The organism is Thiomonas sp. TH-17, from assembly GCF_057473305.1.
In genome coordinates this window covers 1-25386 of record NZ_JBYCKI010000200.1, presented here as the reverse complement: position 1 = coordinate 25386, position 25386 = coordinate 1, and the positions used below count along the sequence as shown (strand labels likewise).

At 64.0% G+C, this 25386-nt stretch carries 23 protein-coding genes and 1 pseudogene; 12 read left to right on the top strand and 12 right to left on the bottom strand.

The genetic code is table 11. The features are described 5' to 3' along the window. The first annotated feature begins 78 nt into the window (after window positions 1-78). From AC2VLV_RS12060 to AC2VLV_RS12050, 3 genes are read left to right on the top strand one after another with little or no spacing between them, the layout of a single operon-like run. Window positions 79-852 (top strand): ParA family protein, encoded by a 774-nt coding sequence (locus AC2VLV_RS12060; protein WP_486990219.1) that lies wholly within the window; start codon window positions 79-81, stop codon window positions 850-852. After that, entirely contained in the window at window positions 849-1415 is a 567-nt protein-coding gene (locus AC2VLV_RS12055) for an RBBP9/YdeN family alpha/beta hydrolase (RefSeq protein WP_486990218.1), read from the top strand. Before AC2VLV_RS12060 ends, AC2VLV_RS12055 begins: the two co-directional genes overlap by 4 nt. Window positions 1416-1442: 27 nt before the next feature. Next, window positions 1443-2345: a ParB/RepB/Spo0J family partition protein gene (locus tag AC2VLV_RS12050; RefSeq protein WP_486990217.1), complete on the top strand. Its 903-nt coding sequence runs from the start codon at window positions 1443-1445 to the stop codon at window positions 2343-2345. Here AC2VLV_RS12050 and AC2VLV_RS12045 read toward each other — a convergent pair whose 3' ends face one another. The 3 genes from AC2VLV_RS12045 to AC2VLV_RS12035 form a co-directional block, all read right to left on the bottom strand. Further along, on the bottom strand, window positions 2346-2624 hold the full coding sequence (locus tag AC2VLV_RS12045; RefSeq protein ID WP_486990216.1) for a hypothetical protein: 279 nt from the start codon (window positions 2622-2624) through the stop codon (window positions 2346-2348). 76 nt (window positions 2625-2700) lie between these two features. Further along, complete coding sequence (hemP, locus tag AC2VLV_RS12040; protein ID WP_486990215.1) at window positions 2701-2895, bottom strand: hemin uptake protein HemP; 195 nt, start codon at window positions 2893-2895, stop codon at window positions 2701-2703. 219 nt (window positions 2896-3114) lie between these two features. Next, the gene (locus tag AC2VLV_RS12035; protein WP_486990214.1) at window positions 3115-4686 is read right to left on the bottom strand and encodes a sensor domain-containing diguanylate cyclase; all 1572 of its coding nucleotides are present in this window, start codon (window positions 4684-4686) and stop codon (window positions 3115-3117) included. A gap of 197 nt (window positions 4687-4883) precedes the next feature. Between AC2VLV_RS12035 and AC2VLV_RS12030 the strand changes: the two genes are divergently transcribed. The 5 genes from AC2VLV_RS12030 (at window position 4884) to trxC (ending at window position 14102) form a co-directional block, all read left to right on the top strand. Continuing rightward, complete coding sequence (locus AC2VLV_RS12030) at window positions 4884-11375, top strand: amino acid adenylation domain-containing protein (RefSeq protein ID WP_486990213.1); 6492 nt, start codon at window positions 4884-4886, stop codon at window positions 11373-11375. 14 nt (window positions 11376-11389) lie between these two features. Continuing rightward, entirely contained in the window at window positions 11390-12235 is an 846-nt protein-coding gene (locus AC2VLV_RS12025) for a helical backbone metal receptor (RefSeq protein ID WP_486990212.1), read from the top strand. A 98-nt stretch (window positions 12236-12333) separates the two neighbouring features. Then, window positions 12334-12951 carry a carboxymuconolactone decarboxylase family protein gene (locus tag AC2VLV_RS12020; RefSeq protein ID WP_486990211.1) on the top strand — a complete coding sequence of 206 codons (618 nt, stop codon included), beginning with the start codon at window positions 12334-12336 and terminating at the stop codon, window positions 12949-12951. A gap of 39 nt (window positions 12952-12990) precedes the next feature. After that, window positions 12991-13482, top strand: coding sequence for a DUF6790 family protein (locus tag AC2VLV_RS12015; RefSeq protein WP_486990210.1), 492 nt, complete (start codon window positions 12991-12993; stop codon window positions 13480-13482). A gap of 203 nt (window positions 13483-13685) precedes the next feature. After that, window positions 13686-14102, top strand: coding sequence for a thioredoxin TrxC (trxC, locus tag AC2VLV_RS12010; RefSeq protein ID WP_486990209.1), 417 nt, complete (start codon window positions 13686-13688; stop codon window positions 14100-14102). 39 nt (window positions 14103-14141) lie between these two features. On the opposite strand, the gene AC2VLV_RS12005 is transcribed toward trxC, so the two are convergent. Continuing rightward, window positions 14142-14801 (bottom strand): PhaM family polyhydroxyalkanoate granule multifunctional regulatory protein, encoded by a 660-nt coding sequence (locus AC2VLV_RS12005; protein WP_486990208.1) that lies wholly within the window; start codon window positions 14799-14801, stop codon window positions 14142-14144. A 173-nt stretch (window positions 14802-14974) separates the two neighbouring features. On the opposite strand from AC2VLV_RS12005, the gene AC2VLV_RS12000 reads away from it, so the two are divergent. Further along, window positions 14975-16165 carry a DUF3108 domain-containing protein gene (locus tag AC2VLV_RS12000; RefSeq protein ID WP_486990207.1) on the top strand — a complete coding sequence of 397 codons (1191 nt, stop codon included), beginning with the start codon at window positions 14975-14977 and terminating at the stop codon, window positions 16163-16165. 95 nt (window positions 16166-16260) lie between these two features. Beyond that, window positions 16261-16542: a BTH_I0359 family protein gene (locus tag AC2VLV_RS11995; RefSeq protein WP_486990206.1), complete on the top strand. Its 282-nt coding sequence runs from the start codon at window positions 16261-16263 to the stop codon at window positions 16540-16542. A 33-nt stretch (window positions 16543-16575) separates the two neighbouring features. Here AC2VLV_RS11995 and AC2VLV_RS11990 read toward each other — a convergent pair whose 3' ends face one another. Further along, complete coding sequence (locus tag AC2VLV_RS11990; protein WP_486990205.1) at window positions 16576-17868, bottom strand: MFS transporter; 1293 nt, start codon at window positions 17866-17868, stop codon at window positions 16576-16578. 205 nt (window positions 17869-18073) lie between these two features. On the opposite strand from AC2VLV_RS11990, the gene AC2VLV_RS11985 reads away from it, so the two are divergent. Continuing rightward, window positions 18074-18424 (top strand): ArsR/SmtB family transcription factor, encoded by a 351-nt coding sequence (locus AC2VLV_RS11985; RefSeq protein ID WP_486990204.1) that lies wholly within the window; start codon window positions 18074-18076, stop codon window positions 18422-18424. Window positions 18425-18459: 35 nt separating this feature from the next. On the opposite strand, the gene AC2VLV_RS11980 is transcribed toward AC2VLV_RS11985, so the two are convergent. The 6 genes from AC2VLV_RS11980 to AC2VLV_RS11955 form a co-directional block, all read right to left on the bottom strand. Then, a complete protein-coding gene (locus AC2VLV_RS11980) occupies window positions 18460-19161 on the bottom strand; it encodes an ABC transporter ATP-binding protein (protein WP_486990225.1) in 702 nt (233 codons plus the stop codon). A gap of 2 nt (window positions 19162-19163) precedes the next feature. After that, the gene (locus tag AC2VLV_RS11975) at window positions 19164-19979 is read right to left on the bottom strand and encodes an ABC transporter ATP-binding protein (RefSeq protein WP_486990203.1); all 816 of its coding nucleotides are present in this window, start codon (window positions 19977-19979) and stop codon (window positions 19164-19166) included. Then, window positions 19976-20911 carry a branched-chain amino acid ABC transporter permease gene (locus AC2VLV_RS11970; protein WP_486990202.1) on the bottom strand — a complete coding sequence of 312 codons (936 nt, stop codon included), beginning with the start codon at window positions 20909-20911 and terminating at the stop codon, window positions 19976-19978. Before AC2VLV_RS11970 ends, AC2VLV_RS11975 begins: the two co-directional genes overlap by 4 nt. Beyond that, on the bottom strand, window positions 20908-21813 hold the full coding sequence (locus AC2VLV_RS11965) for a branched-chain amino acid ABC transporter permease (RefSeq protein WP_486990201.1): 906 nt from the start codon (window positions 21811-21813) through the stop codon (window positions 20908-20910). The genes AC2VLV_RS11970 and AC2VLV_RS11965 overlap by 4 nt, the downstream gene beginning before the upstream one ends. An 85-nt stretch (window positions 21814-21898) precedes the next feature. Further along, window positions 21899-23041, bottom strand: coding sequence for a branched-chain amino acid ABC transporter substrate-binding protein (locus AC2VLV_RS11960; protein WP_486990200.1), 1143 nt, complete (start codon window positions 23039-23041; stop codon window positions 21899-21901). Window positions 23042-23270: 229 nt separating this feature from the next. After that, window positions 23271-23840: an SRPBCC family protein gene (locus AC2VLV_RS11955; protein ID WP_486990199.1), complete on the bottom strand. Its 570-nt coding sequence runs from the start codon at window positions 23838-23840 to the stop codon at window positions 23271-23273. Window positions 23841-24077: 237 nt separating this feature from the next. On the opposite strand from AC2VLV_RS11955, the gene AC2VLV_RS11950 reads away from it, so the two are divergent. Beyond that, the gene (locus AC2VLV_RS11950; protein ID WP_486990198.1) at window positions 24078-25088 is read left to right on the top strand and encodes a D-2-hydroxyacid dehydrogenase family protein; all 1011 of its coding nucleotides are present in this window, start codon (window positions 24078-24080) and stop codon (window positions 25086-25088) included. A 1-nt stretch (window position 25089) separates the two neighbouring features. On the opposite strand, the pseudogene AC2VLV_RS11945 reads toward AC2VLV_RS11950, so the two are convergent. Beyond that, window positions 25090-25386 (bottom strand): annotated as a pseudogene (locus tag AC2VLV_RS11945) (tRNA uridine-5-carboxymethylaminomethyl(34) synthesis GTPase MnmE); the annotation flags it as partial.

The following is a 25386-nucleotide window of genomic DNA, read 5'->3' as shown; positions in this document are numbered from 1 at the left end:
CTCGGCTGAGCCAGAAGTCTGTTGGGCTCCTCACTCAGCACCGTTTCACGTGAAACATCCGTTTTCTGGAGAGTCGGCTTGGCGCAGATTTTTTGCATCGCAAACCAAAAAGGTGGCGTCGGCAAGACCACCACCAGTGTCAATCTGGCTGCCGCCCTGGCGAACATCGGCCAGCGCGTTTTGCTGATCGATATGGACCCGCAGGGCAATGCCACCATGGGCTCCGGCGTCGACAAGCATGCCCTTGAGTCCTCGGTTTACCAAGTTCTGATCGGGCAGGCCGAACTTACCCAGGCCCGGCAACGCAGCGCAAAAGCCGGGTATGACCTCATCGGCGCCAACCGCGAGTTGGCCGGCGCCGAAGTCGAGTTGGTCAGCCTGCCGCAGCGAGAACGCCGACTCAAGACCACGCTCGCCACCGTCGATGCCGACTACGACTTCATCCTCATCGACAGCCCGCCCGCCCTCGGGCTGCTCACGCTCAACGGCCTTTGCGCCGCGCACGGCGTCATCGTGCCGATGCAATGCGAGTACTTCGCCCTCGAAGGGCTGTCCGATCTGGTCAACACCATCAAACAGGTGCACGCCAACCTCAACCGCGATCTGCGCATCATCGGCCTGCTGCGGGTGATGTTCGACCCGCGCATCACCTTGCAGCAGCAGGTCAGCGAGCAGATCAAAAACCACTTTGGCGACAAAGTGTTCAACACCGTCATCCCGCGCAATGTGCGTCTGGCCGAAGCGCCTAGCTATGGCTTGCCCGGCGTGGTGTTCGACCCAAGCAGCCGCGGCGCCAAAGCTTTCACCGAGTTTGCCCAGGAAATGGTTGACCGCCTGGCCGTGGCCGCATGACCCGCATTCTGCTTCTCCCTGGCTGGCAAGGCTCGAGCGACGGCCACTGGCAGCGTCGCTGGGAAAAACTTTACGGCGACACCGTGGTCGAACAGGCCAACTGGGACTTTCCGCGCCGCGGCGACTGGATCGCCCGGCTGGAAGACGTCATCCTCGCCCAGTCCGGCCCGATCGCCCTCGTTGGCCATAGCCTGGGCTGCCATCTGATCGACGCCTGGTCGGCCAGCACGCGCCATGCCGACCGCGTGGCCTGCGCTCTGCTGGTCGCGCCGCCCGATCTGCTCGCCCCACAGCTGCCCGAGGCATTGCAGCCGTGGCGCAGGCCGCTTGCGCAGCCCCCGCTGCCCTTCCCCGCCACCCTCGCCGCCAGTACCGACGATCCCTATTGCCGTTGGGATGCGGCGCAAAAACTCGCCCAGCGCTGGGGTGCTCGCTGCGTCGGCCTCGGCGCCTGCGGGCACGTCAATACCGCGTCCGGCCTGGGCGATTGGCCCCAAGGCCGTCGCCTGCTTGACGCGATGCTACCGCCCAACGGGCACCCTACCGACCCTTCTTCTGCTTGATCACCCTGCTCGATCCGTCTCACGCACATGGCAACCAAAAAACCCAAAGGACTCGGCCGCGGCCTCGACGTGCTGCTCGGCCCCTCCGTCGAACTCTCGGAAACTGACGCCGCCGCACTACGCGAACTGCGGCTGGACGATCTCGTGCCCGGCCGCTATCAGCCCCGTGCGCAGATGGACGAAGGCGCCCTCTACGAACTGGCGCAGAGCATCAAGGCGCAAGGCGTGATGCAGCCCGTGCTCGTTCGCGCCCTGCCCGATGGCCGCTATGAAATCATCGCTGGAGAGCGCCGCACCCGCGCCGCCCGCCTTGCCGGGCTTGACAGCGTGCCCGCACTGGTGAAAGAAGCCGACGACCGCACCACACTGGCCATGGCCCTGATCGAAAACCTCCAGCGCGAAGACCTCAATCCGCTGGAAGAAGCCCGTGGCATCGCGCGGCTGATCGAAGAGTTCGGCCATACCCACGAGCAGGCCGGGCAAGCCGTCGGCCGCTCGCGCACGGCCACCAGCAATCTGTTGCGTCTGCTGCAACTGACCGAGGCCGTGCAGACCATGCTGCTGGCCGGCGATCTCGACATGGGCCACGCCCGTGCGCTGCTGTCGCTGGACAAGGCGCAGCAGGTTCAGGCCGCGCAGCAGATTCTCGCCAAGCGCCTAAGCGTGCGCGAAACCGAGCGACTGGTGGCACGCGCCCAGCAAGAGCAAAACTCGAGCGCCTCGCCCAAAAAAGCCAAACCCGCCAAAGATCAAGACTGGAAGCGGCTGGAGGAAGAACTGTCGGAGCGCTTCACCGCCCCGGTTGAAATTCGCAGCAAGGCGGGCCGCAAAAGCCAGCACAGCGGAGAAATAGCCATTCGATTTTCCTCGCTGGACGAGCTCGACGGGCTGCTCGCGCTGCTGCGCGGCGGCGATCCCGCTCAACCGTAATTACTGCAGCGCCGCCGACGCCGCAGCAAAGCGGCAGGCCGAATGCGCATCGGTCCGCTCCACCTCACAGCCCAACGTCAGCCAGTACGCTGCCAGACGGCGGCAGACGATGCTGAGTTCGGCGCTGAGTTGAGGGTGTTGCTGCAAGGTCTGCAGATTGCGGCCGATCTTCTGCATGGCCGCCAGACTGGGCTTGTCCGCGTAAAACGTCATCAACGCCAGGGTTCCGGCTAACAGCGGCTCGGCGGAATCGACTCGGGTTTTCTGGGTATTCGGCATAAAAAATCGCATGGCTGGCTAATGTGCTGGAGGACTAGTCCACACAAGGCTGGCGAGCAAAGCTGCGAGAAATCAACTACTTGGTCAAAATCAACTTGTCCTGCCGCGTCAAACGCAGTTGGTAAGTCTGCCCCTGATGGCGAATCTGCACCACAGAGCCCTGCCGGAACAGCTCGCGCGAATGCAGGGTCAACCCCGCGTTCGCACCCGGCTCCAGCGCGGAGACTACGTTCGAAGCTCGTGGCAATGGCTTGCACAGCATCGGGTTCATCGTGACCACTCCATCGCCGCCCACGTCAGCAGCAGCACCACCAACAGACTGAGCCCAAGTTCTGCATATCCCATGATTACTCTCCCATGTCTGGTCGGCCCGGAATCTAGCCCACCGAGGCGAGACGCTCAGCGCCAACGCCTTGGGGCTATCTTATTGCGAATAATTCTTATTTGTATGAATGCCCTCCTGATTCAGAGGGAAAAGCGAGGCGGAGGCTCAGTCGCAATACAGCTCGGTGCGATTGCGTCCGCCCTGTTTAGCACGATACATCGCCTGATCGGCCATCGACAGCACCCTGTCGATGCTCTGCACCGGCGCGTCGCATCCCGCGATGCCCAGACTCAGACTCAGGCGCACCACCCCAGCCGAGGTCTGAAACGGATGCGTCGCCACAAACTCGCGCACCCGTTCCGCCACCTCCAAGGACTGCGACGCGCGCGTATGTGCGAGCAGAATGCAGAACTCCTCGCCGCCCATGCGAGCGAACACATCGCCCTCGCGCAAGAGCGACAGCACCACCTGGGCAAACTCCACCAGCACTTCGTCCCCAACCGGGTGGCCATAGCGGTCATTGACCTGCTTGAAATGGTCGAGATCGATCAGCATGATGCACGGTCCAGGCTCCCCTGCGGGCCTCGTCCGCATGGCGTGTTCGACCATGGCGAAAAAACCGCGCCGGTTCTGCAGCCCGGTCAACGGGTCGGTATGGGCCAGCGCGCGCAACTGCTGTTCTAGGTGCTTCTGCGCCGAAATTTCCACCATGCCCGTGACGATGCAGTCCTCCCCGGCAAAGCGCAATGGGCGCATGGACAAGAGCGCATCCACACCCTGCCCTCCGACCGTCTTCAGCCGCACTTCGGTCTGACGCACCGCGCCTTCGGCTTTCAGGCGCTCAATCAACTGCAGGCGCTGCGCCGGATCTTCGTAAAAATCGGTCGTGAACACGTCGCCGTGCGAGAGATCATGCGGGTCGAACAGCACCTTCGCCGCCGCGTTGTAACGCAACACCCGGGAATCAGCCACACGCACCAGCACCAGCGGCATCGGCGAGGCGTCGAACAAGCGTTCGAGGTTCTCCTCGCTCTGTTCGGCGTGCTGCCGTGCCCGTTGTGCCGCCTGCGCCTCCTGTTCGAGTCGGCGTCGGTCCAGCCACGCCAGCCGCATCCCCCGGCTGAGCGAGACCGCAATCTGCCATCCGGCCACGTTGGCAAAGCCGAACAGCACAAGCGCGATACTGACGTATTTGGCGTCAAAATGCAGTGACGTCCAGACAACGAACGCGAACAGTACGGTAAACACTCCGCCCACCCACATCGCCTCGCGTCGCATCACGGGCACATAGGCATAGCCGGCAAAGATCAGCGCCAGCGCCGTGATCGAGTGATAGTCTGCGCTGCCGCCATAGGCCAGCACCACCAGCAGGAACAGCACCATGATGCTCAGCTCGAAGCCGAGCAAGGCCGTCGCCACACGGCGCACGTCCGGCACCTCCTTGGCCCGACCCAGCCGCGCCAGCCACAGGCCCCAAGCCAGAACGCCAAACCGCGCGGCCAGCAAGCTCCAGTACACCACCGTTGGGCCGAGCACCGAAAGGTCGGTAAAAGTTGCGGAGAGAAAGGCCAAGGAGCCGTAAAGCCCGATCTGCCGCACCCGCTGGCCGATCACGCCCCATTCCGCGCGTATGAAAACCTCGTCCTGCTGACGGTCAGAGAAAAGCCCATCCCTCCCGATGTGCCAGGACGGATCCGCTTCACCGGGGGGCGCAACCGCATGCAAAGAGTCGGACATGGAGAAATCGGCAACTCAACCAAACTCTCATCGTATTGCCCAGGCCACACTTCGCAAACCGCGCGACCCTCAACAAGGGTGGAATAGTTCACAAAACCGGCCTGAGTTGAAGTCAACCGTCCTCAAGACCCTCCTAAGATGCCCTGACCTGAAGAAAATTCGTTTGTACCGCGCCCGATTCCGATTCCCTTTCCTGTATGTCATCCACGCTCTTGAGCCAGCCCCCAGACGCCTTCGCAACGCCCCGAGCCTGCGATGAGCGCTGGCCCTTGAGCCAAACCCAGCAAGACATTCTGCTGCGCCAGGAGTTGCTCGGCAGCGCCATCTACAACATCGGCCTGACGGTGACCATCGACGGTGCGCTCGATGTGCCCGTATTGCAGCGCGCCATACAGGAAGTCGCCGCCGCCGAACCCATGCTGCGCGCCCGCGTGGTCGAGACAACAGAAGGCCCGCGCTGGCAGATCGCCCCGGTGTCGTCCTGGCAATTGCCCTACACCGACTTTTTCGGCCAGGCCGACAACCCCGACCGCGCCGCCCAACTCGCCGCGCAGACCATCGAGGCGATCAAAACCGAACCTACGCGTCCGCAAGGCCCCATCCTCTGGAAATCTGCCCTGTACCGCACCGCCGCGCAGCAATACGCCTGGCTGCTGTGCTTCAACCACCTTCTGCTCGATGGCTATGGCGTCATGCGGGTCGGTCAGCGCATCGCTCAACGTTACAACGAGCTGCAGGACAACCCCCTGAGCGCCCCGCCGGAGCCCGGGCCAGACTACGCGCGGTTCCTCGAAAGAGAACGGGCCTACCTGCAATCCGCCCGCTACGAGCGAGACCAGATCTTCTGGCAGCACCGCATCGCAAGCGCCCAGTCGTTGGGAGCCGTCTCAGCCCCCGACCTGGAGACCCCACCCGCCCCGGTGGTGCATCAGTGGCGCGTCAGCCCTTCGAACTGGACGCACTATCTGCAACAGGTGGCCGAACATGGCCTGACCCCGGCGCAGGGCGTCCACTTTTTTCTGGCCAGCTACATTGGGCGCGTGACCGGTCAACCCGATGTGCTCATCGGCATGCCGCTGCACAACCGCAAGGACGCCCTCGACAAACAAACCGTCGGCCTGTTTGCCAACACCCTGCCCCTGCGACTCAATGCAGCCGAAGACGACAGCCTGCCCAGCCTCATGCGCGCGCTGGCCGAAGACACCCGGCAGATCCTGCGTCATCAGCAATATCCGCTCGACCGCGTCCTGGCGCGGCAGCCGCCCCGGCAGGGCATCACCGGCATGCACTTCGACCTGATGGTGTCGTTCGAAGACTTCGACCCGCACATCAAGCTGGGAAGCGCCCGCCTGTCCTTCGCCGCCTTCAGCGGCCAGCCCGGTTTTGCGCCGATCGCCGCCTATGTGCGTCAATACGGCGACTCTGAAAATCTGCCCATCGATCTGGTGATCGACCCCCGCGCCCCTGCCGCGCTTCGGCATACCGAATTTCTCAGCGCCCGTCTCGATCAGCACCTGGCCGAACTCATCGCCCATCCGCAACACCGTCTGCGCGATCTCGACCTGCTGTGCGCCCAAGAGCGCGCCGCGCTGGCCGCGCTGAACCACACCGCCCAGGCCCGCCCGGCGCCGCAGTGCATGCACCTGCTCGTCGCTGAGCAGGCGCGCGCCACGCCGCAGGCCGTCGCGGTGCGCTTCGGCGACACCCAGCTGAGCTACGCCGAGCTGGAGCAGGCGGCCAACCGCCTGGCGCACACCCTGCGCGGTCTGGGGGTGCAACGCGACGTGCTCGTTCCCGTCATCATGGAACGCCGCGCCGAACTCGTCGTGGCCCTGCTCGCCGTGCTCAAGGCCGGCGGCGCCTACGTGCCGCTGGACGCCGACCTGCCCCCCGAACGTCTGCAGCGCATCCTGCACGACACCCAGGCCCGCGTCGTGCTCGCGCAGCCCTCGCTGCACGCCGCCGTGCGAGCGGCCGCAGCTTCGGAGACGCCACAACTTCTCGAAGTCGATCTGACGCCGCCCGACGGCGAAGTCGACGCCCCCCTCACCGACAGCACGCCCGACGATCTCGCCCTGGTCATCTTCACCTCAGGCTCCACCGGGCAACCCAAGGGCGTGATGATTCCGCACCGCGCCCTGTGCAACCACAAGCTGTGGAACGCCTGCGTGCTTCACTTCGCCCCGCACGACCGGCTGCTGCAAAAGTCTTCGCTCAGTTTCGACGCGTCGATCTCCGAATTTTTCATGCCCCTGATCTGCGGCGCGGCGGTTCACCTCGCCCCGCCCGGCCTGCAGCGCGATCTGCCCGCCCTGCTGCAAACCGTGCGCGAACAGGGCATCACCCACCTCACCCTGGCGCCCTCCACCGCCCGCGCGCTGGTGAACGACCCCCTGCTGCCCGCCTGCACCAGCCTGCGCTACGTTCAGTTCGGCGGCGAGCCGCTGGACGCCGCTCTTGCCGCGCGCTTTCAGTCGCTGCTGCCGCAGGCCACCCTGCTCAACTACTACGGCCCGAGCGAAACCACCGAAGACAGCACGCTCTACGTCGTGGACGGCCCCATCACCCAGACGCGCGGCAACCTGCCCGTCGGGCGACCGATCGACAACACCCGCGCCTATGTGCTCGACGAGCAGTTGCGCCAAATGCCCTTCGATGTCACCGGCGAAATCTGCATCGCCGGTCTGGGCGTGGCGCGGGGCTACCTCGGCCAGCCCGAACTCACCGCAGAGCGCTTTCTGCCCGACCCCTTCTGTCCCGGTGAGCGCCTGTACCGCACCGGCGATCTGGGCTACTGGTCAGCCGACGGCCAACTGCACCTCGTCGGCCGCAATGACGAGCAGATCAAGATTCGCGGTTTTCGCATCGAAGTCGGCGAAATCGAACGCCGCCTCGCCGCCCACCCCGCCGTGGCGCAGGCGGCGGTCATTTCCTGGACGCCGCGCGAAAACGACCCCCAACTGGCCGCCTATGTCGTCTGGCGCGCAGGCCAAGACCACACTTCGGTTGCCGCACTGCGTCAGACGCTGCAGATCAGCCTGCCGCACTACATGGCGCCCAGCGCCTGGCAAGTGCTGCCCGCCCTGCCCCTGACCCCCAGCGGCAAGATCGACAAACGCGCCCTGCCCGCGCCGCAGCTTGAAGCCGCCACGACCCTGCCGCGCCTGCCGCCGCGCACCCCCACTGAACAGACCCTGTGGGCCATCTGGCATGAGGTGCTGGGCGCCGAGGCTTTTGGGGTGCTCGATCACTTTTTCGAGCTGGGCGGGCACTCGCTCACCCTCACCCAGGTGCGTTCGCGCATCCAGCAGCACTTCGGCATCGAACTGCCCCTGGCCGATCTGTTCACTCACCTCACCCTCGCCGAGCTGGCGGCGCACATCGACCAACGCCAGCATCCCGCCAGTCCGGCTGACGCCATTCCCGCCGTCAATCGCAGCGGCCTGCCGCCCGCCTCGCTGTCGCAGCGTCGCATGTGGGTCATCCAGCACTTTCACCCGGAATCCGTCGCCTACAACATCACCGCGCCGGTCAGGCTCAAAGGCGCTTTCAATCTGACCTTGTTCGAGCGCGCGCTCGATCTGCTCATCGCCCGTCACGAAGGCTTGCGCACCCAGTTCGTCCTGCGCGGCGAGGAGCCCGTACAGATCATCCTGCCCGCCCTGCGCGTGCGGCCCGACTATCGCGACCTGCGGTCGTTGGATACAACCGAGCGCGAGGACGTCGCCCGCCAGACCGCCACGGCGCTGCTGGCCCAGCCCTTCGGCCTTTCCGCGGCGCCCCTGTTTCGCACCTGCATCCTGCAGATGCAAGACGACGAGCAGGTGCTGCTCTGGGTGTTCCACCACGCCATTGCCGACAACTGGGCGCTTGCCGTGCTCTCGCGCGAAACCCTGCAGATCTACGCCGCACTGCTGCGAGGCTGCACCGATCCGGCCGATATGGGTCTGGCGCCCCTGCGCACCCAGTACGCCGACTACGCCGCCTGGCAGCGCAGCGCGCCGGTCAGCGCGGCGCGCGAGTCTCATCTTCAAGCGTGGCTGCAAAAGCTCGAAGGCCTGACCGATCTGCCCTTGCCCACCGACTTTCCGCGTCCGGCGCAACCCAGCTTTCTAGGTCATACGATTTACGCCCCGCTGTCCGAGCCGCTGCAGCGCGCGCTGCAAGGCTATGGCGCGCGCCACGGCGTCACGCCGTTCATGGTGCTGCTGGCCAGCTTCAACGTGCTGCTCGCGCGCCTGAGCTGTCGCACCGACATCGCCGTGGGCACGCCCATCGCCAACCGCCACCATGCCGCCACCGAGCAGCTCGTGGGCACCCTGGTCAACACCTTGGTGATGCGCAACACCGTCGAGCCGCAAGCCACTTTCGATCAGCTCATGCAGCAGGTGCGTGCCACCGCCCTGCACGCCTACGCCCACCAGGACGCGCCGTTCGACGAGCTGGTCGAACGCCTGGGCGCGCAGCGCGCCGATCACCCCCAAGACCTCGTGCGCGTGCTGTTTAACGTGCTCAACGCCCCGGCTGGACAACTGGCCGATGTGCCCTTCACCTACGAAGCCTTCGATTTCGACCGTGTGGCCGCGCAGTTCGACCTGTCCATCCACGTCGATACCGAGTTCACCCACCGCATCCATCTCGAATACGCCACCGATCTGTTCAGCCTGGATACCGCGCAGCGCCTGCTCGACAGCTATGTTTTCCTCACCGAGCAGCTGCTGGCGCAACCCGCTCTGCCCGTGTCGAGTCATGCCCTGGTCACGCACGCCCAGCGCGCCGTGCTCGATCAGTGGAACGCCACGCCGCAGCCGCTGACCGCGCCGCTCACCCTGCCCGCCGCGCTGCACCTCGACGCGCCCGACCGCCGCGACCGCATCGCCCTCACCGACGCGCTGGGCCATACGCTGCGCTATGGCGACCTTCACGCCCGCGCGCTGGGCATCGCCCACCACCTGCGCCAGATGGGCGTGGGGCGCGGCGACCGCGTCGGGCTGTGCCTGCACCGTCACGCCGACATGCTCGCCGCGCTGCTGGGCGTGCTGCAGTCTGGCGCCGCCTATGTCCCGCTCGACCCCGGCTTTCCGCCCGAGCGCCTGCACTACATGGCCACTGATGCCCAGCTACGCTGCCTGCTCACCCAGACCGCTCTGCTGCCGCTGATGGCCGATGCCGACGTGCCGCAACTCGCGCTCGACAGCGCGCCGCTGGCCGGGCTGCGCCGCGACACCCCCCTCCCGCCCGACCCCGCGCGCGACGCCCGCCCCGACGACCCGGCCTACCTGATCTACACCTCCGGCTCCACCGGACGGCCCAAGGGGGTGGAAGTTCCGCACCGCGCCGTGGTGAATTTTCTGCGCAGCATGGCGCGCGAACCCGGGCTGCAAAGCGACGACGTCCTGCTCGCCGTGACCACGCTCTCGTTCGACATCGCCGTGCTCGAACTGTTGCTGCCGCTGACCGTGGGCGCGCGCGTGGTGCTGGCCGATCACGCCCAGTCGCGCGATCCCTTTGCCCTGCGCGACCTGCTGCAAACCAGCCAGGCCACGGTGCTGCAAGCCACGCCCTCGACCTGGCGCATGCTGCTCGACGTCGGCTGGCCCGGCCACCCCGACCCCGCCCGTCCCCCCAGACTTCGCGCCTTCATCGGCGGCGAAGCCCTGCCCGCCGATCTGGCGCCGCGTCTGCTCGCCGCCTGCGCCGAAGTATGGAATCTGTACGGCCCGACCGAAACCACCGTCTGGTCCACCTGCTGGCGGGTGCGGCCGGGGCAGCCCATCGTGATCGGCCACCCCATCGCCAACACCCAGGTCTGGATACTCGATCCGCAGGGCCAGCTCTGCCCCATCGGCACGCCGGGCGAAATCCACATCGGCGGCGCCGGCGTTACGCTGGGCTATTTCCAGCGGCCCGAACTCACCGCCGAGCGCTTCATCCCCGATTCATTCAGCGCCGATCCCCAGGCCCGTCTCATGAGAAAACGCTGGGCCGCCCCAAGTTTTCTCATCCCCCTCGGGGGGCCTGACGCGAACGCGGCAGGTATGGGGGCGCTCTATAGAACCGGCGATCTCGGCCGCTGGCGGCACGACGGCCAGCTCGAACACCTCGGCCGCCTTGATCATCAGGTCAAGATTCGCGGCTTTCGCATCGAGCTGGGCGAGATAGAAGCCGCGCTGCGCGAGCAACCCGGCGTGGCCACCTGCGTGCTCACCACCTACGCCCCCACCCCGGAAGACGTGCGCCTCGTCGCCTACCTCGTGGCGAAACCGGGCGCCGCGCCCAATCCGGCCGATCTGCGCCAGGCCCTGCGCGCGCGCCTGCCCGACTACATGGTGCCGCAGCACCTCGTGCTACTCGACGCCTTGCCCCTGCTGCCCAACGGCAAGCTCGACCGCGCCGCACTACCCGCACCCCAAGCCGCCGCCCCGGTGCCGCACGCGCGCCAGGCCGCGCGCCTGCCGTCCACACCGCAAGAGCAGCAGATCGCCGCCATCTGGCGCGAGTTGCTCGGCGTCGAGCGCGTGCAGCTCACCGACAACTTCTTCGACCTCGGCGGACATTCCCTGCTGGCCATGCGCGCCGTCATCGCCATCGAGCAGCAGCTCGGCTGGCGCGTCGCTCCGCGTCGGCTGATTTTCGAAAGCCTGGGGCAACTCGCCCGCCCCGGCGCTGCTGAACATCACCCCGCCTGAGCCCGGCGCCCGCCATGCCCGTCTGCGACGCCCTCGGCCAGCCGATTGCCGCAGCCGACGCGCAGGCGCGCATCGCCAGCCTCGTTCCCAGCCTGACCGAAACCCTGTTCGCCCTCGGGCTGCGGCAGCACCTCGTCGCCCGCACCGGGTTCTGCGTGCATCCCCGCGCCGAGGTGCGCGCCATTCCCAAGGTCGGCGGCACCAAAGACGTTCACCTCGACGCCCTGCGCGCGCTGCGGCCCACCCATGTGCTGGTCAACATCGACGAAAACACCCGCGAAACCGTGGACGCGCTGCGCACCTTCGTGCCCCACATCATCGTCACCCACCCGCAAGCTCCGCAAGACAACCTGAGCCTGTTCGATCAGCTCGGCGCGGCCTTTGGCAAGCTGCCCGGCGTGGCCGAGCGCGTCGCCGCCCTGCGCAAGCAGTTGCAAGCCGTACTGGAGGAGGTGCAAACCCGCCCCGGCGCGCCGCGCAACGTGCTCTACCTCATCTGGCGAGATCCGTGGATGACCGTGGCGCGCGACACCTACATCAGCCAAAGCCTCGCCGCCGTGCGCTGGCACACCCTGCCCAACGTGCTGGGTGGCGATGGCCTGCATCAGCCCGGCCGTAGCCGCTATCCGGTGTTCGACTGGTCGGCAGACTGGCTCGGCGCGGTGGACGAAGTGCTGCTGTCCAGCGAGCCCTATCGCTTCGGCGCCCGGCACGCTGCCGAAGTGCGCGCGCTGCTCGCCGCGCGCGGATTGCGCGCGCAAGTGCGCTGCGTCCCCGGAGAATGGGCCAGCTGGTATGGCGTGCGCGCCATCGACGGCCTCAGGCAACTTGCCGCACTGGCGCGCAGCGCCAGCGCCTGAACCCTTCCCGGATGACCGGGACGGCCCGCTGAAGCTGCTGGCCTCAGCGCCCAAGCGGGGCTACAGTCCAGCCATTCCATTTTCTTTATGTTTGCATCATGCCGCGCATCGCCTATTTGCCGCAACACCACGCCGAGCCCGAAGAACTGGTGGCCGCCATACGCCAGCGTCGTGGCGGAGAACTGCTCAACCTCGACCGCATGCTGCTGCACAGCCCCGCATTCGCGCGCGGCTGGAATGAGCTGCTGGGCGCGGTGCGCGGCGAGCTGGAGCTCGAAGCCGATTTGCGCGAACTGGCCATTTGCGTCGTGGCGCGACTCAATGGGGCCGAGTACGAATTCATGCATCACGCCCCGCTGTTTCTGGCCGCCGGCGGCTGTGCCGAGCAACTCGCGCTGCTGCACGATATTCCCGCGGCGGTGGAAAACCGGCTGGCGTTCTCCACCCGCGAGCGCGCGGTGCTGGCGCTCACCTACGACATGACCCGACGCGTGCGGGTGAACGAAGCGCATTTCGCCGCCATCCGCGCCCTGCTGTCGCCCAAGCAAGTGGTCGAACTCGTCGGCGTGATCGCCACTTACAACATGGTGTCGCGGTTCCTGGTGGCGCTCGACGTGGGCATAGAAGACCGCTCTCAAGGAAACGCAGGGCCGCCCCAAGTTTCCTTGACCCCCGTGGGGGGCGGGCTGGGCGCAGCCCGGCCCAGGGGGCGCTAAGAGTCGGATGCCGCACACTGAACACAAAAAGGAGACGGCATGACCGCATTCTGGCCGCTGTTTGCGCAACAGGCGCTGCACTACCGCACCTTCACCCTGATCGTGATCGGCCTCGTGCTGGGAGCGCTGGCCTTGCTCACCAGCAAACGCGCGCGGCATGATCTGCGAGTGGCGCAAGTGCTGCTGCGCTGGTTTTTGCTGTGCGCCGTCGGCGTGGGTTTTCTGGGCGTGAGCCTGCAGCATCTGCTGCCGCACGCCGCTCCAGACCCGGCCGGTTTTCAGATCGGCCTGGCCGCCGCAGGGTTTGCCGCGGTAGGCGTGGCCAGCGCCTGGGGCGGCATCGGCATGCGGCTGGCCGCGCTGCTCGGGCCGACGGTCTGGATCGTCGGAGCACTGCTGGGCACAGCGGCGGGCGCGGTCAGCGTGTTCCGGCCCGGTGATCTGCTCTTGCCGCTGGTCGGCTTTGCCCTGCTGGTCTGGCAGTTCCGCGCGCAACAACACCGCAGCGTGTTTGCCCGGTCGCGGCTTTAGTAGGTACCCCCCGAAAGTCTCGCTGCGCTCGGCTCTCCCCCCAGGGGGCGAGAACCCCTTGGGGCGGCCCGGCGGGGTTCTCAGCCCAGTTTCCCCCGAAAGCCTCGCTACGCTCGGCCCCCCAAGGGGTTCTCTAAACCTCCGGCTTGAAAACCGTCTGGCCCTGCCGCATATTTGAGGAATTGCCATTTGGAACAACCGCCATGCTCATCGTCTGCCCTCATTGCGCCACGCTCAACCGCGTGCCCGACGACCGTCTGAATGACGCCCCGGTCTGCGGGCAATGCGGTCAGGAAATCCTCCCGGCCGCCCCCGTCACCCTGACCGATGCCAACTTCGAGCGCTTCATCGCCAAAAGCGAGTTGCCCGTGTTGGTGGACTTCTGGGCGGAATGGTGCGGCCCGTGCAAGATGATGGCGCCGCAATTCGCCCAGGCTGCAACCCAGCTTCAGGGCCGAGCGGTGCTGGCCAAGGTGGACACCGACGCCAACCCGCAGGTGTCGGTGCGCAACCGCATTCGCAGCATTCCCACCCTGGCGCTTTACCGCGGCGGGCAGGAAGTCAAACGTCAGTCCGGCGTCATGCCAGCGCAGGAACTGGTGCGCTGGGTGGGCGCATAAGTCGGCGCATAAGTCGGCCCCCCCGCATCGGCCTGCGACTCAACGCGTCGCTTTGCCGGTCACTTTGCTTGCTGCCTTGACTGCCGCCTTGCCGCGTTTGGCCGCAGGCGATGCGGGCCGGGCGGACGCTTTTCGAGCCGCACGGCCCGCGGTCTTCGCCGCCGCCTTCTTCGCCCGAGGTTTGGGCGAGTTCACCGGCGCGGCTGAACCCGCCGGCGTTGCCCCGCCCTCCTGCAAGGCCTGGCTCGCCAGTTCGGTGAACTGCTGGGTCATCGCGTTCCACCACTGCATCGGGTCGAACAACGGCGACGCACCCGCTGCGGCCTGTGGCGGCGGCTCGGCGGACTCAGCCGACTCGGCTTGCGGCTCCTCCGCGTGCTGCGCGGCGGCGGGCGCCGGTGGCGGCTCGGCCACCATGCCCTTGGCGAAGTCCTGCATATCCACATTCATGGTCTTGAGCGCCCGCAAGGTCATGCGCTGCACCTCCAGCGCCTGAATCATGTTTTGCGTCATGCGCGCATTGGTTTCCAGCCAGCTCAGCACGGCCTTGAGGTCGGTGATCTTCTGCTCGATCTCTTCCACATCGAGGGTCGGCGCCACCCAGTTGGCAAACTGCGAAGGCATGCCCGCGCCTTTGAGCAGGGTCTGAAAAAACTCCATACCGGGAATGAAGTCCTTGAACTCCGGAATTTGCGCCATGACGGCCTCCTCATGCGTCGTGCGGGGGATGGGTGCAGCATACGCGCGGCGCTGGCGGTCGAAAACCCGCATCCGCCCTGCAAGCACCCCCAAGCGAACGGCAAAATAGCGGGCATGCTCCCCCGCTCAAGCCGCATCGCCGCACGCCGCTGGCTCGCCACGAGGCCCCGGCCATGACGACCGATCGGCGTACCCGCGGGCGGCCGGGCTGGCGCACCATCGCGCTGCTCGCGCTGGGGGTGGTCGCCCTGCATCTGGCCGCGCTCGATTGGCTCGGCGCCGCTTTCCGCCCCCTGGCCGCTGGCAAACTGCCCGAGCCGCTCTACACCCAACTTCTCAAGCCCACGCCCCCCGTCGTCACTCCGGCACGCCCTGCGCCAGCGCCGCCGCCCAAGCCCGCCAAGGCGAAACGGCCACCGGCGCGACAGCCTGCACCCAAGCCTGCGTCCAAGCCTGCAGCCGACATCGTCCGCCCCCGCCCGGCCGCAACCATCGCCTCCCCCGCTCAAACGCCCCCGGCCCCGGTGCAGACCCTCAGCGCGCCATCGCCGTCCTCATCGGCTCCGCTTCTGGCCGCAGCGTCCAGCCTGGGTGACCTGGCGCCCGCGGGGCCCCTCAGTCAGCCCGCCCGCCCCATCCCCACCGAATCCAGCCCCGCCCCCACGGCCAGCCCACCGGCCTCAGCCGCGGCCCTGCGCCCCTGGCCGCCCTCCACCCGGCTGTCCTACACCATCACCGGCTACTGGCGCGGCGATCTGCACGGCAGCGGCGCATTGGTCTGGACGGTCGATGGCGACCACTACGAAGCCAGCCTCTCCGGCAGCGCGCTGATCGGCTTTTCCTACCGCAGCACCGGCCGCATCGAGGGCGACTGGCTCGCGCCCTCGCAATACACCGAACGCGTGTTCTTCCGCGAAAAATCCGTGCGCTTCGACCGCGGCGACAACACCCTGCACTTCAGCGCCACCCCTACCGTGCTGCCCTTACCGCCCCATGTGCAAGACAGCGCCAGCCTGTTTCTGCAACTCGCCAACCGCCTCACCGTCGCCCCTGGCGACTTCCACCCCGGCGCCACGCTCAGCTTCACCGTGGCCCGCCCCAGCGGCATGACCGACTGGACCTTCACCGTCGCCGGCATGGACATCGTGGACACCCCGATCGGCTCGCTGCCCTGCTGGCATATCGTGCGGCAGGCCACGCAGGCCAACGAACTCGGCGCGCAAATCTGGCTGTCGCCGCAACTGCAGAACCTGCCCGTGAAAATCCGCCTGCAACACTCCGCCGACAGCTATCTGCTGTTCACCCTCGATCAGGCCGAACAGGCGGCAGGGGTCAACCCGAGCGAATTCCGTGCCGTTAAGTAAGCACCGGGCGCAACGGGGTGCAAGCCAGCCTATCAAGCCGGGCTTGAAATTTGCTTTACCCGCCCCATCTCCCCACCATGAAGCGGAGGACCACCATGCAAACCATGATCTATGACTCAGACGCCTTTTGTGTCCTGCAGCTCGACTGGTCGGGCGCGCAGGAGTCTCAAACCGACCACGAAGCCGACCTCTCCCGCGGTGGGTATGAAATCGTCGACAAATTTGCCCGCAAGGAAATTTTTCTGGGCGGCCGCGCCGCCGAAGGGTTCCGCGCCAGCGTGCAACAGCTCATCGCCCAAGAGCCCAGCAGCGAAGAAATCGACGATTTTCTCGACCGCTACTCCGCCCTTTCGCGGCAGTCGTTGCACGCGCACTGAAAAAGCGCCCCAGGCAGACTCGTTCACACCCCCTCAGCCTGGGGTCGCCGCCACGGCATAAGGCTGGGCGTGCGTTTCGCGCGCCAGCAGCACACACAGCACCGACAAGGCGATCCAGGCCAGCAGCACGCCGTTGGCCGCCTGAAATGCCGTGCCGTCATAGAGCCGCGCGCCGCCCGCCTGCTGTCCCGTCCAGAACCGATCGAGCACCCAGCCCAGCAAAGGCAACTGCACCAGCGCGCCCATCATCACCCCCGTGTTGTGCACGCCCGATGCTGTACCCGCGAGCCGCTGCGGCACCGATTCCTTGGCCCAGGCGAAGCCCACCACCATGCCGCCCGAACCCACCGAACTCACCAGCAACGCCAGCAACAACAAGCTCCAGGGCGCCTGCGGCCAGGCCACCAGCAGGCCAAAGCCCGCCAGCATCATCACCCCGCCGAGCAGATAGGGCAATTTGCGCCGACGAAGCCGGTCGGAAATCCGCCCCCACAGCACCCCGCCCACCGAAAACGCCACCAGCATCGCCGCCACCACCCACGAGGCCCGGCCTTCCGACATCTGCCGCTGCTGCACTAGAAATGGCATCCCCCAAAGCGTGGTGAACGTCAAAAACGCGCCGCAAACCCCGCCGGGCGCGATGAACAGCAAAGCCGTGTTGCGATAGCGCCAGACTTCGCCCAGACCCCGCCCGACCTCGCCCAGCGTCTGCGCCTTGCGCGCAGGCAAATAGCCGTCGAACCCCATGTCCTCCGGCCGGTTGCGAATGCGCAGCAAAGCCAGCAGCGACAAACCCAGGCACAGCACGCCCACCGCGCCAAGCACCCAACGCCAGCCGAAACTGTGCGACAAAATCAACAAAGGCGCCTGCGCCAGCACCGCGCCCAGCGTGCCCAGGGCAAGCGACAAACCCGACATCGTGCCGAACACCCGCGGCGCAAACCACGCGGCGGAAAGCTCCAGCAACGACACCCAGGCCACGCCATGCCCCAGGCCGATCAGCGCCCGCGCCACCGCCGCCGACTCAAAGCTGCCCGCCACGGCGAACAACAGCGCGCCGACACCAGTCACCGCCTGCCCGACCACGATGAGAATCTTCGGGCCGAACCGATCGTTGGCGATGCCCGTCGGAATTTGCGAGGCCGCGTAAAAGTAGAAGTAAAACGACGCCAGATTGCCCAGCTGCGCGGCGTTCAGATGGAAGTCGCGCATCAGATCGACGTTGAGTACGCCGGGCGTGACCCGCAGGAAAAACCCCACCATATAGGCCGCCGCCGCGATCCCCCACAACAGCAAGGCCAGACGAACGGGAGGATGACGGAGCATGTGAGGCATCGGGAGCCTGTCGCAACAGCGAGCAAAGCCGCGCAGCTTACCCAATTCGGCCCGCATCCGCTCGCTCACAGGGTGAAGCATCTCAACCCACGCGTGTCGGTGCGATTCAGGCCAACGCTCACACGAAGACCGCAGAAGCACCACTTTCTTGTGTTGTATCAAAACCTTGCGATTTGATATTCATAAACTCCAAATCATGAATATCGCCGAACTGCCCCCCCCGACAGCGCCGAACCTCATCCTGCCGACGCCGCTGCATCGGCTTGCCCGCCTGGAGCGCATGGCCGGCGGAGATGTCGTGCGCATACTCAAAGCGCTGGCGCACCGCGAACGTCTGGCCATTCTCTGCCTGCTGATGGATGGCGAGCGTTGCGTGCGCGAACTCGAACACGAGGTCGGCATGCGCCAGGCCGCCTTGTCGCAACAACTCGCCAAGCTGCGCGCCGAAAACATCGTCGAAGCCACCCGCCGCGGGCGCTTCGTGCACTACCACATCAAAAGCCAGCAGGTGCTCAACGTCGTCCGCGCCCTGTGCCCGGCTGAATAAGTGCGGATCTGACAGGTCTGCCCAGAATTTCGTCTTTATTTGCCAAGATAGGTCGCCTGAACCTCAGGCGATTGGAGTAATTCCGTCGCGCTCCCCTGGAGCGCGATTTTGCCCGTCTCCATCACATAGCCGCGGTCGGCAAATTTCAGTGCCATGCGGGCGTTCTGCTCGACAAGCAGAACCGTCAAACCTTGTGTGCGGATTTTGCGCACGGCCCGAAAAATATCTCGAACAATGATAGGAGCCAACCCGAGGCTGGGCTCGTCCAGCAACAGCAGTTTGGGTTTGGAGATCATGGCGCGGCCGATGGCAAGCATCTGCTGCTCACCGCCCGACAAAGTGCCCGCAAATTGGCGAGCGCGCTCCCGCAAACGAGGAAACAACACCAGCACCTCTTCCACGCTGGCACTCGTCTCTGCTGGCGGCCGGGTATAGCCGCCGAGGATCAGATTTTCCATCACCGTCAAGGTGGGAAAGACGCGCCGCCCTTCTGGCACTTGCGAAATGCCCAGTCGCACAATCCGGTCTGCCGCAGTGTGGGCAATACTCTTCCCCAAAAACTGGACATCACCGGAATGCGGCCGCAACAAGCCACTGATGGTGCGCATCAGCGTGGTTTTGCCAGCGCCATTGGCGCCGAGCAAAGTCACGATCTCACCTTGCTCCACATGCAGGGTGACCCCTTTGAGCGCCTGGATCTGACCGTAACGCACGTCTAGATCGGTGATTTCGAGCATTTTCATGGCGCCACTCCAACCGAGCGCCCCTGCGCCTCTTCCTCATCGTCATCCTCGTCGTTGCCAAGGTAGGCCTCGATCACTTCTGGATTGGCCCTAATTTCTTCTGGCGTACCTTCGGCAATCTTGCGTCCAAAGTTGATGCAAACAATGCGATCGGTGACATTCATGACCACATTCATGTCATGCTCCACCAACAAAATGGAGATGCCCTCATCGCGCATCGACAGAATGGTCTGATTGAGCCCCTCCGATTCTTGATCGTTCAAACCGGCAGCCGGCTCGTCCAGAATCAGCAGCTTGGGTCGTGCAATCAGTGCTCGGGCCAATTCAACGCGCCGTTGCACGCCGTAAGGCAGGGAGGCGACGTCCTCCTGCGCCAAGTGCGCCAAATCCAGACGCTCCAACAGCGTCATGGTGCGACCGCGCAGATCCTTCTCTTCCCTGCGCTGCGCTGGCGTGGAAAGCAGACCCTGCCACCACGCCTGATGAGTCTGCAAATGCAGTCCCGCCAAAACATTGGCCAACACAGTCTGCCCATAAAACAAGCGGATCGTCTGAAATGTGCGAAAGATTCCCGCACGCGCAATCCGGTGAGGCGCCCATCCGGTAATGTCCTGACCCTCCAGAAAAATCTTTCCGGAACTTGGCTTGTATACCCCGGTGATCAGGTTGAAGGCCGTGGTCTTGCCCGCACCGTTGGGGCCGATCAAACCCATGACCTGACCGTTTTCCACCGTAAAGCTCAGATCAGCGACCGCCTGCAGGCCGCCAAAGCGGATTCCCACATCCTTGAGTTGCAGCAGCGCTTCGCTCATTTCTGCCCCCGCCGAGGCCAGATGCCTTGGGGGCGCAGCACCATCACCACCACCATGGCGATGCCGAATATGAAGTACCGATATTCAGCGAAACTCCGGAATATCTGCGGCACCACAAACATCAAAACCGTGCCCAGCAGCACACCCGGGATCGACCCCTGTCCTCCTACCAACACAATGGCAAACAGAGTAACCGACTCGGTAAACACAAACGCACCCGGACTGACTGCGGCCATCAGCGTGGCGAACAAAGTACCTGCAAAACCCGCCAGTGCCGCCCCCAAAGCAAACGCAAGCACCCGATAAGCCCTGGCATCCACGCCCATGGTGGTTGCGGCCAGTTGATCGTTCTTGAGGTAATAAAACACTCGCCCCAGATGAGAGCGATCCAGATTGCGAATCAATAAAAGAACCGCCGCAAATGCCAGCCAATCCAGCCAGAATTGCGCATTCTGGCTGGAAAGCGAATAACCAAAAAGACTGGGTACGCCGATCCCGAAAATCCCGTCAGAGCCGCCTGTCAGATGTCCGAGATTGTTCCTCAGCGCAAGAACAAAAATTGCATTGAAGCCGATAGTCGCCACCAGTAGATAATCCCCGCGCAACTTCACTATCGGTGCCGCCAGCACCGCACCAACCAACCCCGCGACCAAAACGGCAACAGGCCACGTTGTAAAGATCGGCCAGTTAAAGTGTGTGTTCAATATCGAAGTGACATAAGCCCCGACACCAAAATACACGGCATGGCCCATATCAAACATGCCCGCTCGTCCCAATACAATATCCTGACTGAGCGCAACAATGGCATACACCGCAAAAAGAGCAGCAATAAATACCCAAGTCTGATCGAGAACCAAAGGAATCGCCAGACCGATAACCCAAAATGCGGCACCAATCCAGCCGTTGCGCAATAACTCTCCCGGCGACTTCATACTTTTTCCGCCACTCGTTCACCGAGAAGCCCGGTCGGCCGCACCAACAAGATACCGATCAACAGCGCAAAAGTGATCGCCTCTTGCCAGGAACTGGAAATGAAGCCCGCAGCAAGCGCATTGAACAACCCGAGCAACACACCACCAAGCATGGCTCCTGGAATGTTTCCGATTCCCCCGATGATCGCCGCGATAAACGCACTCAGACCGTAATTCCAGCCCATGGTGAAATAAACCTGCCGGTAATAAAGGCCGATAAACAGCCCCCCAATCGCGCCGATGGCCGGGCCAATCACGAATACACTGGCGATCACACGATTCACGTTGATGCCCATCAGCCTTGCCGCATCCTGATCACTAGCCGAGGCCCGCATGGCAGTACCAAACCGGGTGTGATGAACAAACCAATAAAGCAAAGCCATCAATAGGGCTGAACCGAGCATGATGAGCACCTGGATCAGATCGATGCGCGCACCTGCAAATTCCCAGTGCATAGCAGGCAGCAGATTGCTGGGAAATACCCTAAGCTGGGGCCCCCAGATGATCATGATGCCATTCTCGATAAAGAGCGACGCTCCCAATGCAGAAACCACGGCCGACAGGCGATCCGCCTTACGCAATGGACGATAAGCCGTGAACTCCAGCACCAAGCCAGCAACGGCCACTACCACCGCCGCCAGGATAAACGCCCCAGCAAGCAAAAATAAATGGCTTTGTCCTGTTCCCGCACCCATACCCAGCGCAACAAGGCCGATATAAGCACCGAAAATGCAGAGATCGCCATGGGCGAAGTTAATCAGCTTGAGAATGCCATAAACCATGGTATATCCCAAAGCGATCAAGGCGTAGATGCCCCCCACCGTCAAACCGTTGACGATCTGCTGAAGCAATGTTCCAAACATGAAGTCTCCTCCCCATACGGGCCAGCTGTCCCGGCCCGCACAATTCGTGGCATTCACGAATTGTGCGGAGGTCTAAATTATCGTTTTACTTGGCGACCGCCGCAGCTGGATAGGTGATTTTGTATCCGCCGCTCGGTGTCACCTCAAAGGCCACGTAGGGGCTGCCCGTCCGTTCCCCTACAGAATTCCAGGAAAACGTCCCTGTAAGTCCTTTGAAGTCATCAAGTTTATGCAAAGCCGGTATCAATTTGCCCGGCTCAACACTCTTTATTTTTTCTGCCGTGTACAAAATGGCACGCAGGCCATCTGCGTTGGTCAAGGTGAAAATGCTGGGCGGCTCATGGCCGTAGGCGGTCTTGAATTCCGCCAAAAACTCTTTGGCTGCCGGGTAGGGCAGATCTTGCGGGGCCGGCACATTGACGATGACTGCTCCAGCGGCCGCATTACCCGCAATTTTTGCAAAAGCCACATTCTGGTTGGCGTCCCCGCCAACGAACTTTGCCTTCATGCCCAGTTGCGCCATTTGTGCCTTCACCAAACCACCATCGGTGTAATACCCTGAAAAATAAACCACCTGAGGTTTGAGCGCGTTCAACTTGGTCAGTACGGGTGTGAAATTCTGCGATCCGGCGTTGATGAACGCTTTATCGAGAACATCAATACCCTCCTTTTTCGAGTCGGCGACAACAGCGTCAGCGAGTCCGGTTGAAAAACTCGAATGGTCCGTGAGCACAGCAATACGCTTGTATCCCATCGCTTTGAAATATCCGGCCGTGAACAAGGCCTCGGCGCTGTTGGGCGGGGCGTTACGGAAGAATGTCTTGTAACCCCTCGAAGTCAGTTCATCACTGGTACCGTCGGAGGTCTGGATTATGTTTGCACGGGCATAAATCGGCTGCGCAGCAAGGGCTGCCCCGCTCGTGTAACTGCCGATAACCGCCAGCACGCCGTCATTGGTCAACTGACGTGCACAAATTGCGGCAGGTGCGGCCTCGCCTTGGTCATCGCACACCTTCACTTCAAGTTGGTGTCCGAGTAATCCGCCTTTGGCGTTGGTCTGCTTGACGATCAGTTTCACGGCGTCTGCGATGCCCTGCCCTTCGTTGGCGTACTGGCCCGTGATCGGCGCCTGAACGCCGATGAGCAGGGGTTTGGCTGCAAACGCTGGGGCCGCTGCAAAAAATAGTGCGGCCACTGTTACGCCCAACTGGCGTTTGGTGAGTTTCATGCGAGTCTCCTGGATATGACATGCCTTGAGGGCTGATGATCACAGGCCTGATCGGAATAGCGCTGCACGCAAACTTCGCAGTTTGTGGTTGCTTCTACACAGACCCGTGTGGAGCCAAAGGGCTCCGTTTGTCATTCCATCCTATGCCGGGTTCCGCGATCAAACCAGTTGGGGTTGTCGCAATATGTAACTCAAGGAGTTCCCTATGAACCTCATCCGTAACAGCACCTCACCAAGTGCCGTGCAGCCCCCAGTACACGATAAACACCAGCACCAGGGTGGAAATCGCCCATCCCCAGGGGGGCATCATGCCCCACAGGCGGTCGAGCGCACCGGCACCGTCGTCCACCGGCAGTTGCCCGCGCATGACCTGATCGAAGCGGGAGAAAAAGGTTTCCGCCAGACTCTGCGCCGTACTGTCCACCGTGCCCTTGCCCAGCTGGCCGATGGCGCCGCCCACTTCGGCGGTAGCCTGGTAGTTCATCTGCGTGCCGCCGTCTGCCGTGGGCTGCAACGCGACCAGGGCGCGGCCCAGGCCAAAGCCGGCGCTCCCCGCGTTGCCCTCGAAGCGCAGCACGTAGCTGTGCGGCGGGTTTGGGTCTTCCAGTGTGAGTGTGCTGCTGAAGCGCGTCTTGAACCCGGCGACCGCCAGCACTTGCACGATCTCGAAATGGCCCGCTCCGGTGTCGGTGATCGATTCGCAACCTGGAATGCAGGCTTTGAGCACTTCCGGGCTGTTGAGCGCCTCCCAGGTTTTCTGCGGGCTGGTCGGCAGTAGCCATTTCCCTTTGACATCCATTTCGGCCTCCATGTCATCTGACCCAGCCGCGTCGTTCGAGTCTTCGGACGGCAGACAGGGCTATATATCAAGACCTACTTATATTCTGTGGCTGACGGCAGAAGCAAGCTGCGGTGCAGCAAAATCGGGAAACTCCTATTCGGGGCAATACCAATCCGCTCGTTCCGGGCGCCTTTCTTCCGCGCGGGTCCAAGGGTCTACACTGATCGGCTCTGGTGTTTCATCGGACGGATAACCATGCAGATCACCGTGCTCGACGACTATCAGGATGCGGTGCGCAAGCTCGATTGCGCCCGGCAGCTCGACGGTCACGACCTCAAGATATTCAACAACACCGTCAAAGGCGTGGGGCAGCTCAGCGTGCGCCTGCGCGACACCCAGGCGCTGGTGCTGATTCGCGACCGTACGGCGCTGACGCGGCAGTTGTTGGAAAAATGCCCCAAGCTGCAGCTCGTGGTGCAGACCGGCCGGATCGGCTCGCATGTGGATGTGCAAGCGTGCAGCGATCTGGGCATCGCCGTAGCCGATGGGCAGACCGACCCTGGCGTCACCGCCGAGCTGACCTGGGCGCTGGTGCTGGCCGCCATGCGGCGTCTGCCGCAGTATGTCGCCAGTCTGAAACATGGTGCATGGCAGCAGGCTGGGCTGAAGTCGCAGTCGATGCCGCCCAATTTCGGTCTTGGTCAGCGCCTCGCGGGCAAGACACTGGGCATCTGGGGCTATGGCCGCATTGGACAGCGCATTGCGCGATACGGGCAGGCTTTCGACATGCGGGTTCAGGTCTGGGGCAGCGAGGCTTCGCGCGCGCGCGCTGCCGAACAAGGCCTGCTGGCGGCCGAGTCGCGCGAAGACTTCTTCGCCACCAGCGATGTGCTCAGCCTGCACCTGCGCCTATCCGACGCCACCCGCCACCTCATCACTCTGGCCGATCTGTCGCTAATGCAACCCACCTCTTTGCTCGTCAATACCGCCCGGCCCGACCTCCTCGCCCCGGATGCGTTGGTGGCCGCGCTCAATCGTGGACGACCGGGTCTGGCGGCGGTCGATGTGTTCGAGGCCGAGCCGATTCTGCAGGGCCACCCGCTGCTGCGACTGGAAAACGCCATCTGCACGCCGCATATCGGCTTTGTCGAGCAAGATCACTACGAGCAAATGTTTGCCCATGCCTTCCAGACCATCGCCCAGTTTGCCGCGGGCGATTTGAGCGCCGCGATCAATTTCGGCGATTTATCGCCACGTCGAACTTGATTTATTTGCCGATACAGAAACTGGAAAAAATCGCCCCGAGCAGATCGTCTGAGGTGTATTCGCCGGTGATCGCCATCAGCGCCTGATGCGATAGCCGCAGTTCTTCGGCGAGCAGATCCAGCGGCGCCTGTGCATCCAGCTCGATCAAGTGCAAGGCCGCGCCAAGGTGTTGCCCGGTTTGCTCCAGCGCCTGCACGTGGCGCTGACGGGCGATGAACACGCCCTCGCTGGTCGGTTGCGCCCCCGCCAGTTGCAGCAGCTTGAGACGCAATTCCTGCAGACCGTCGCCGGTGGCGGC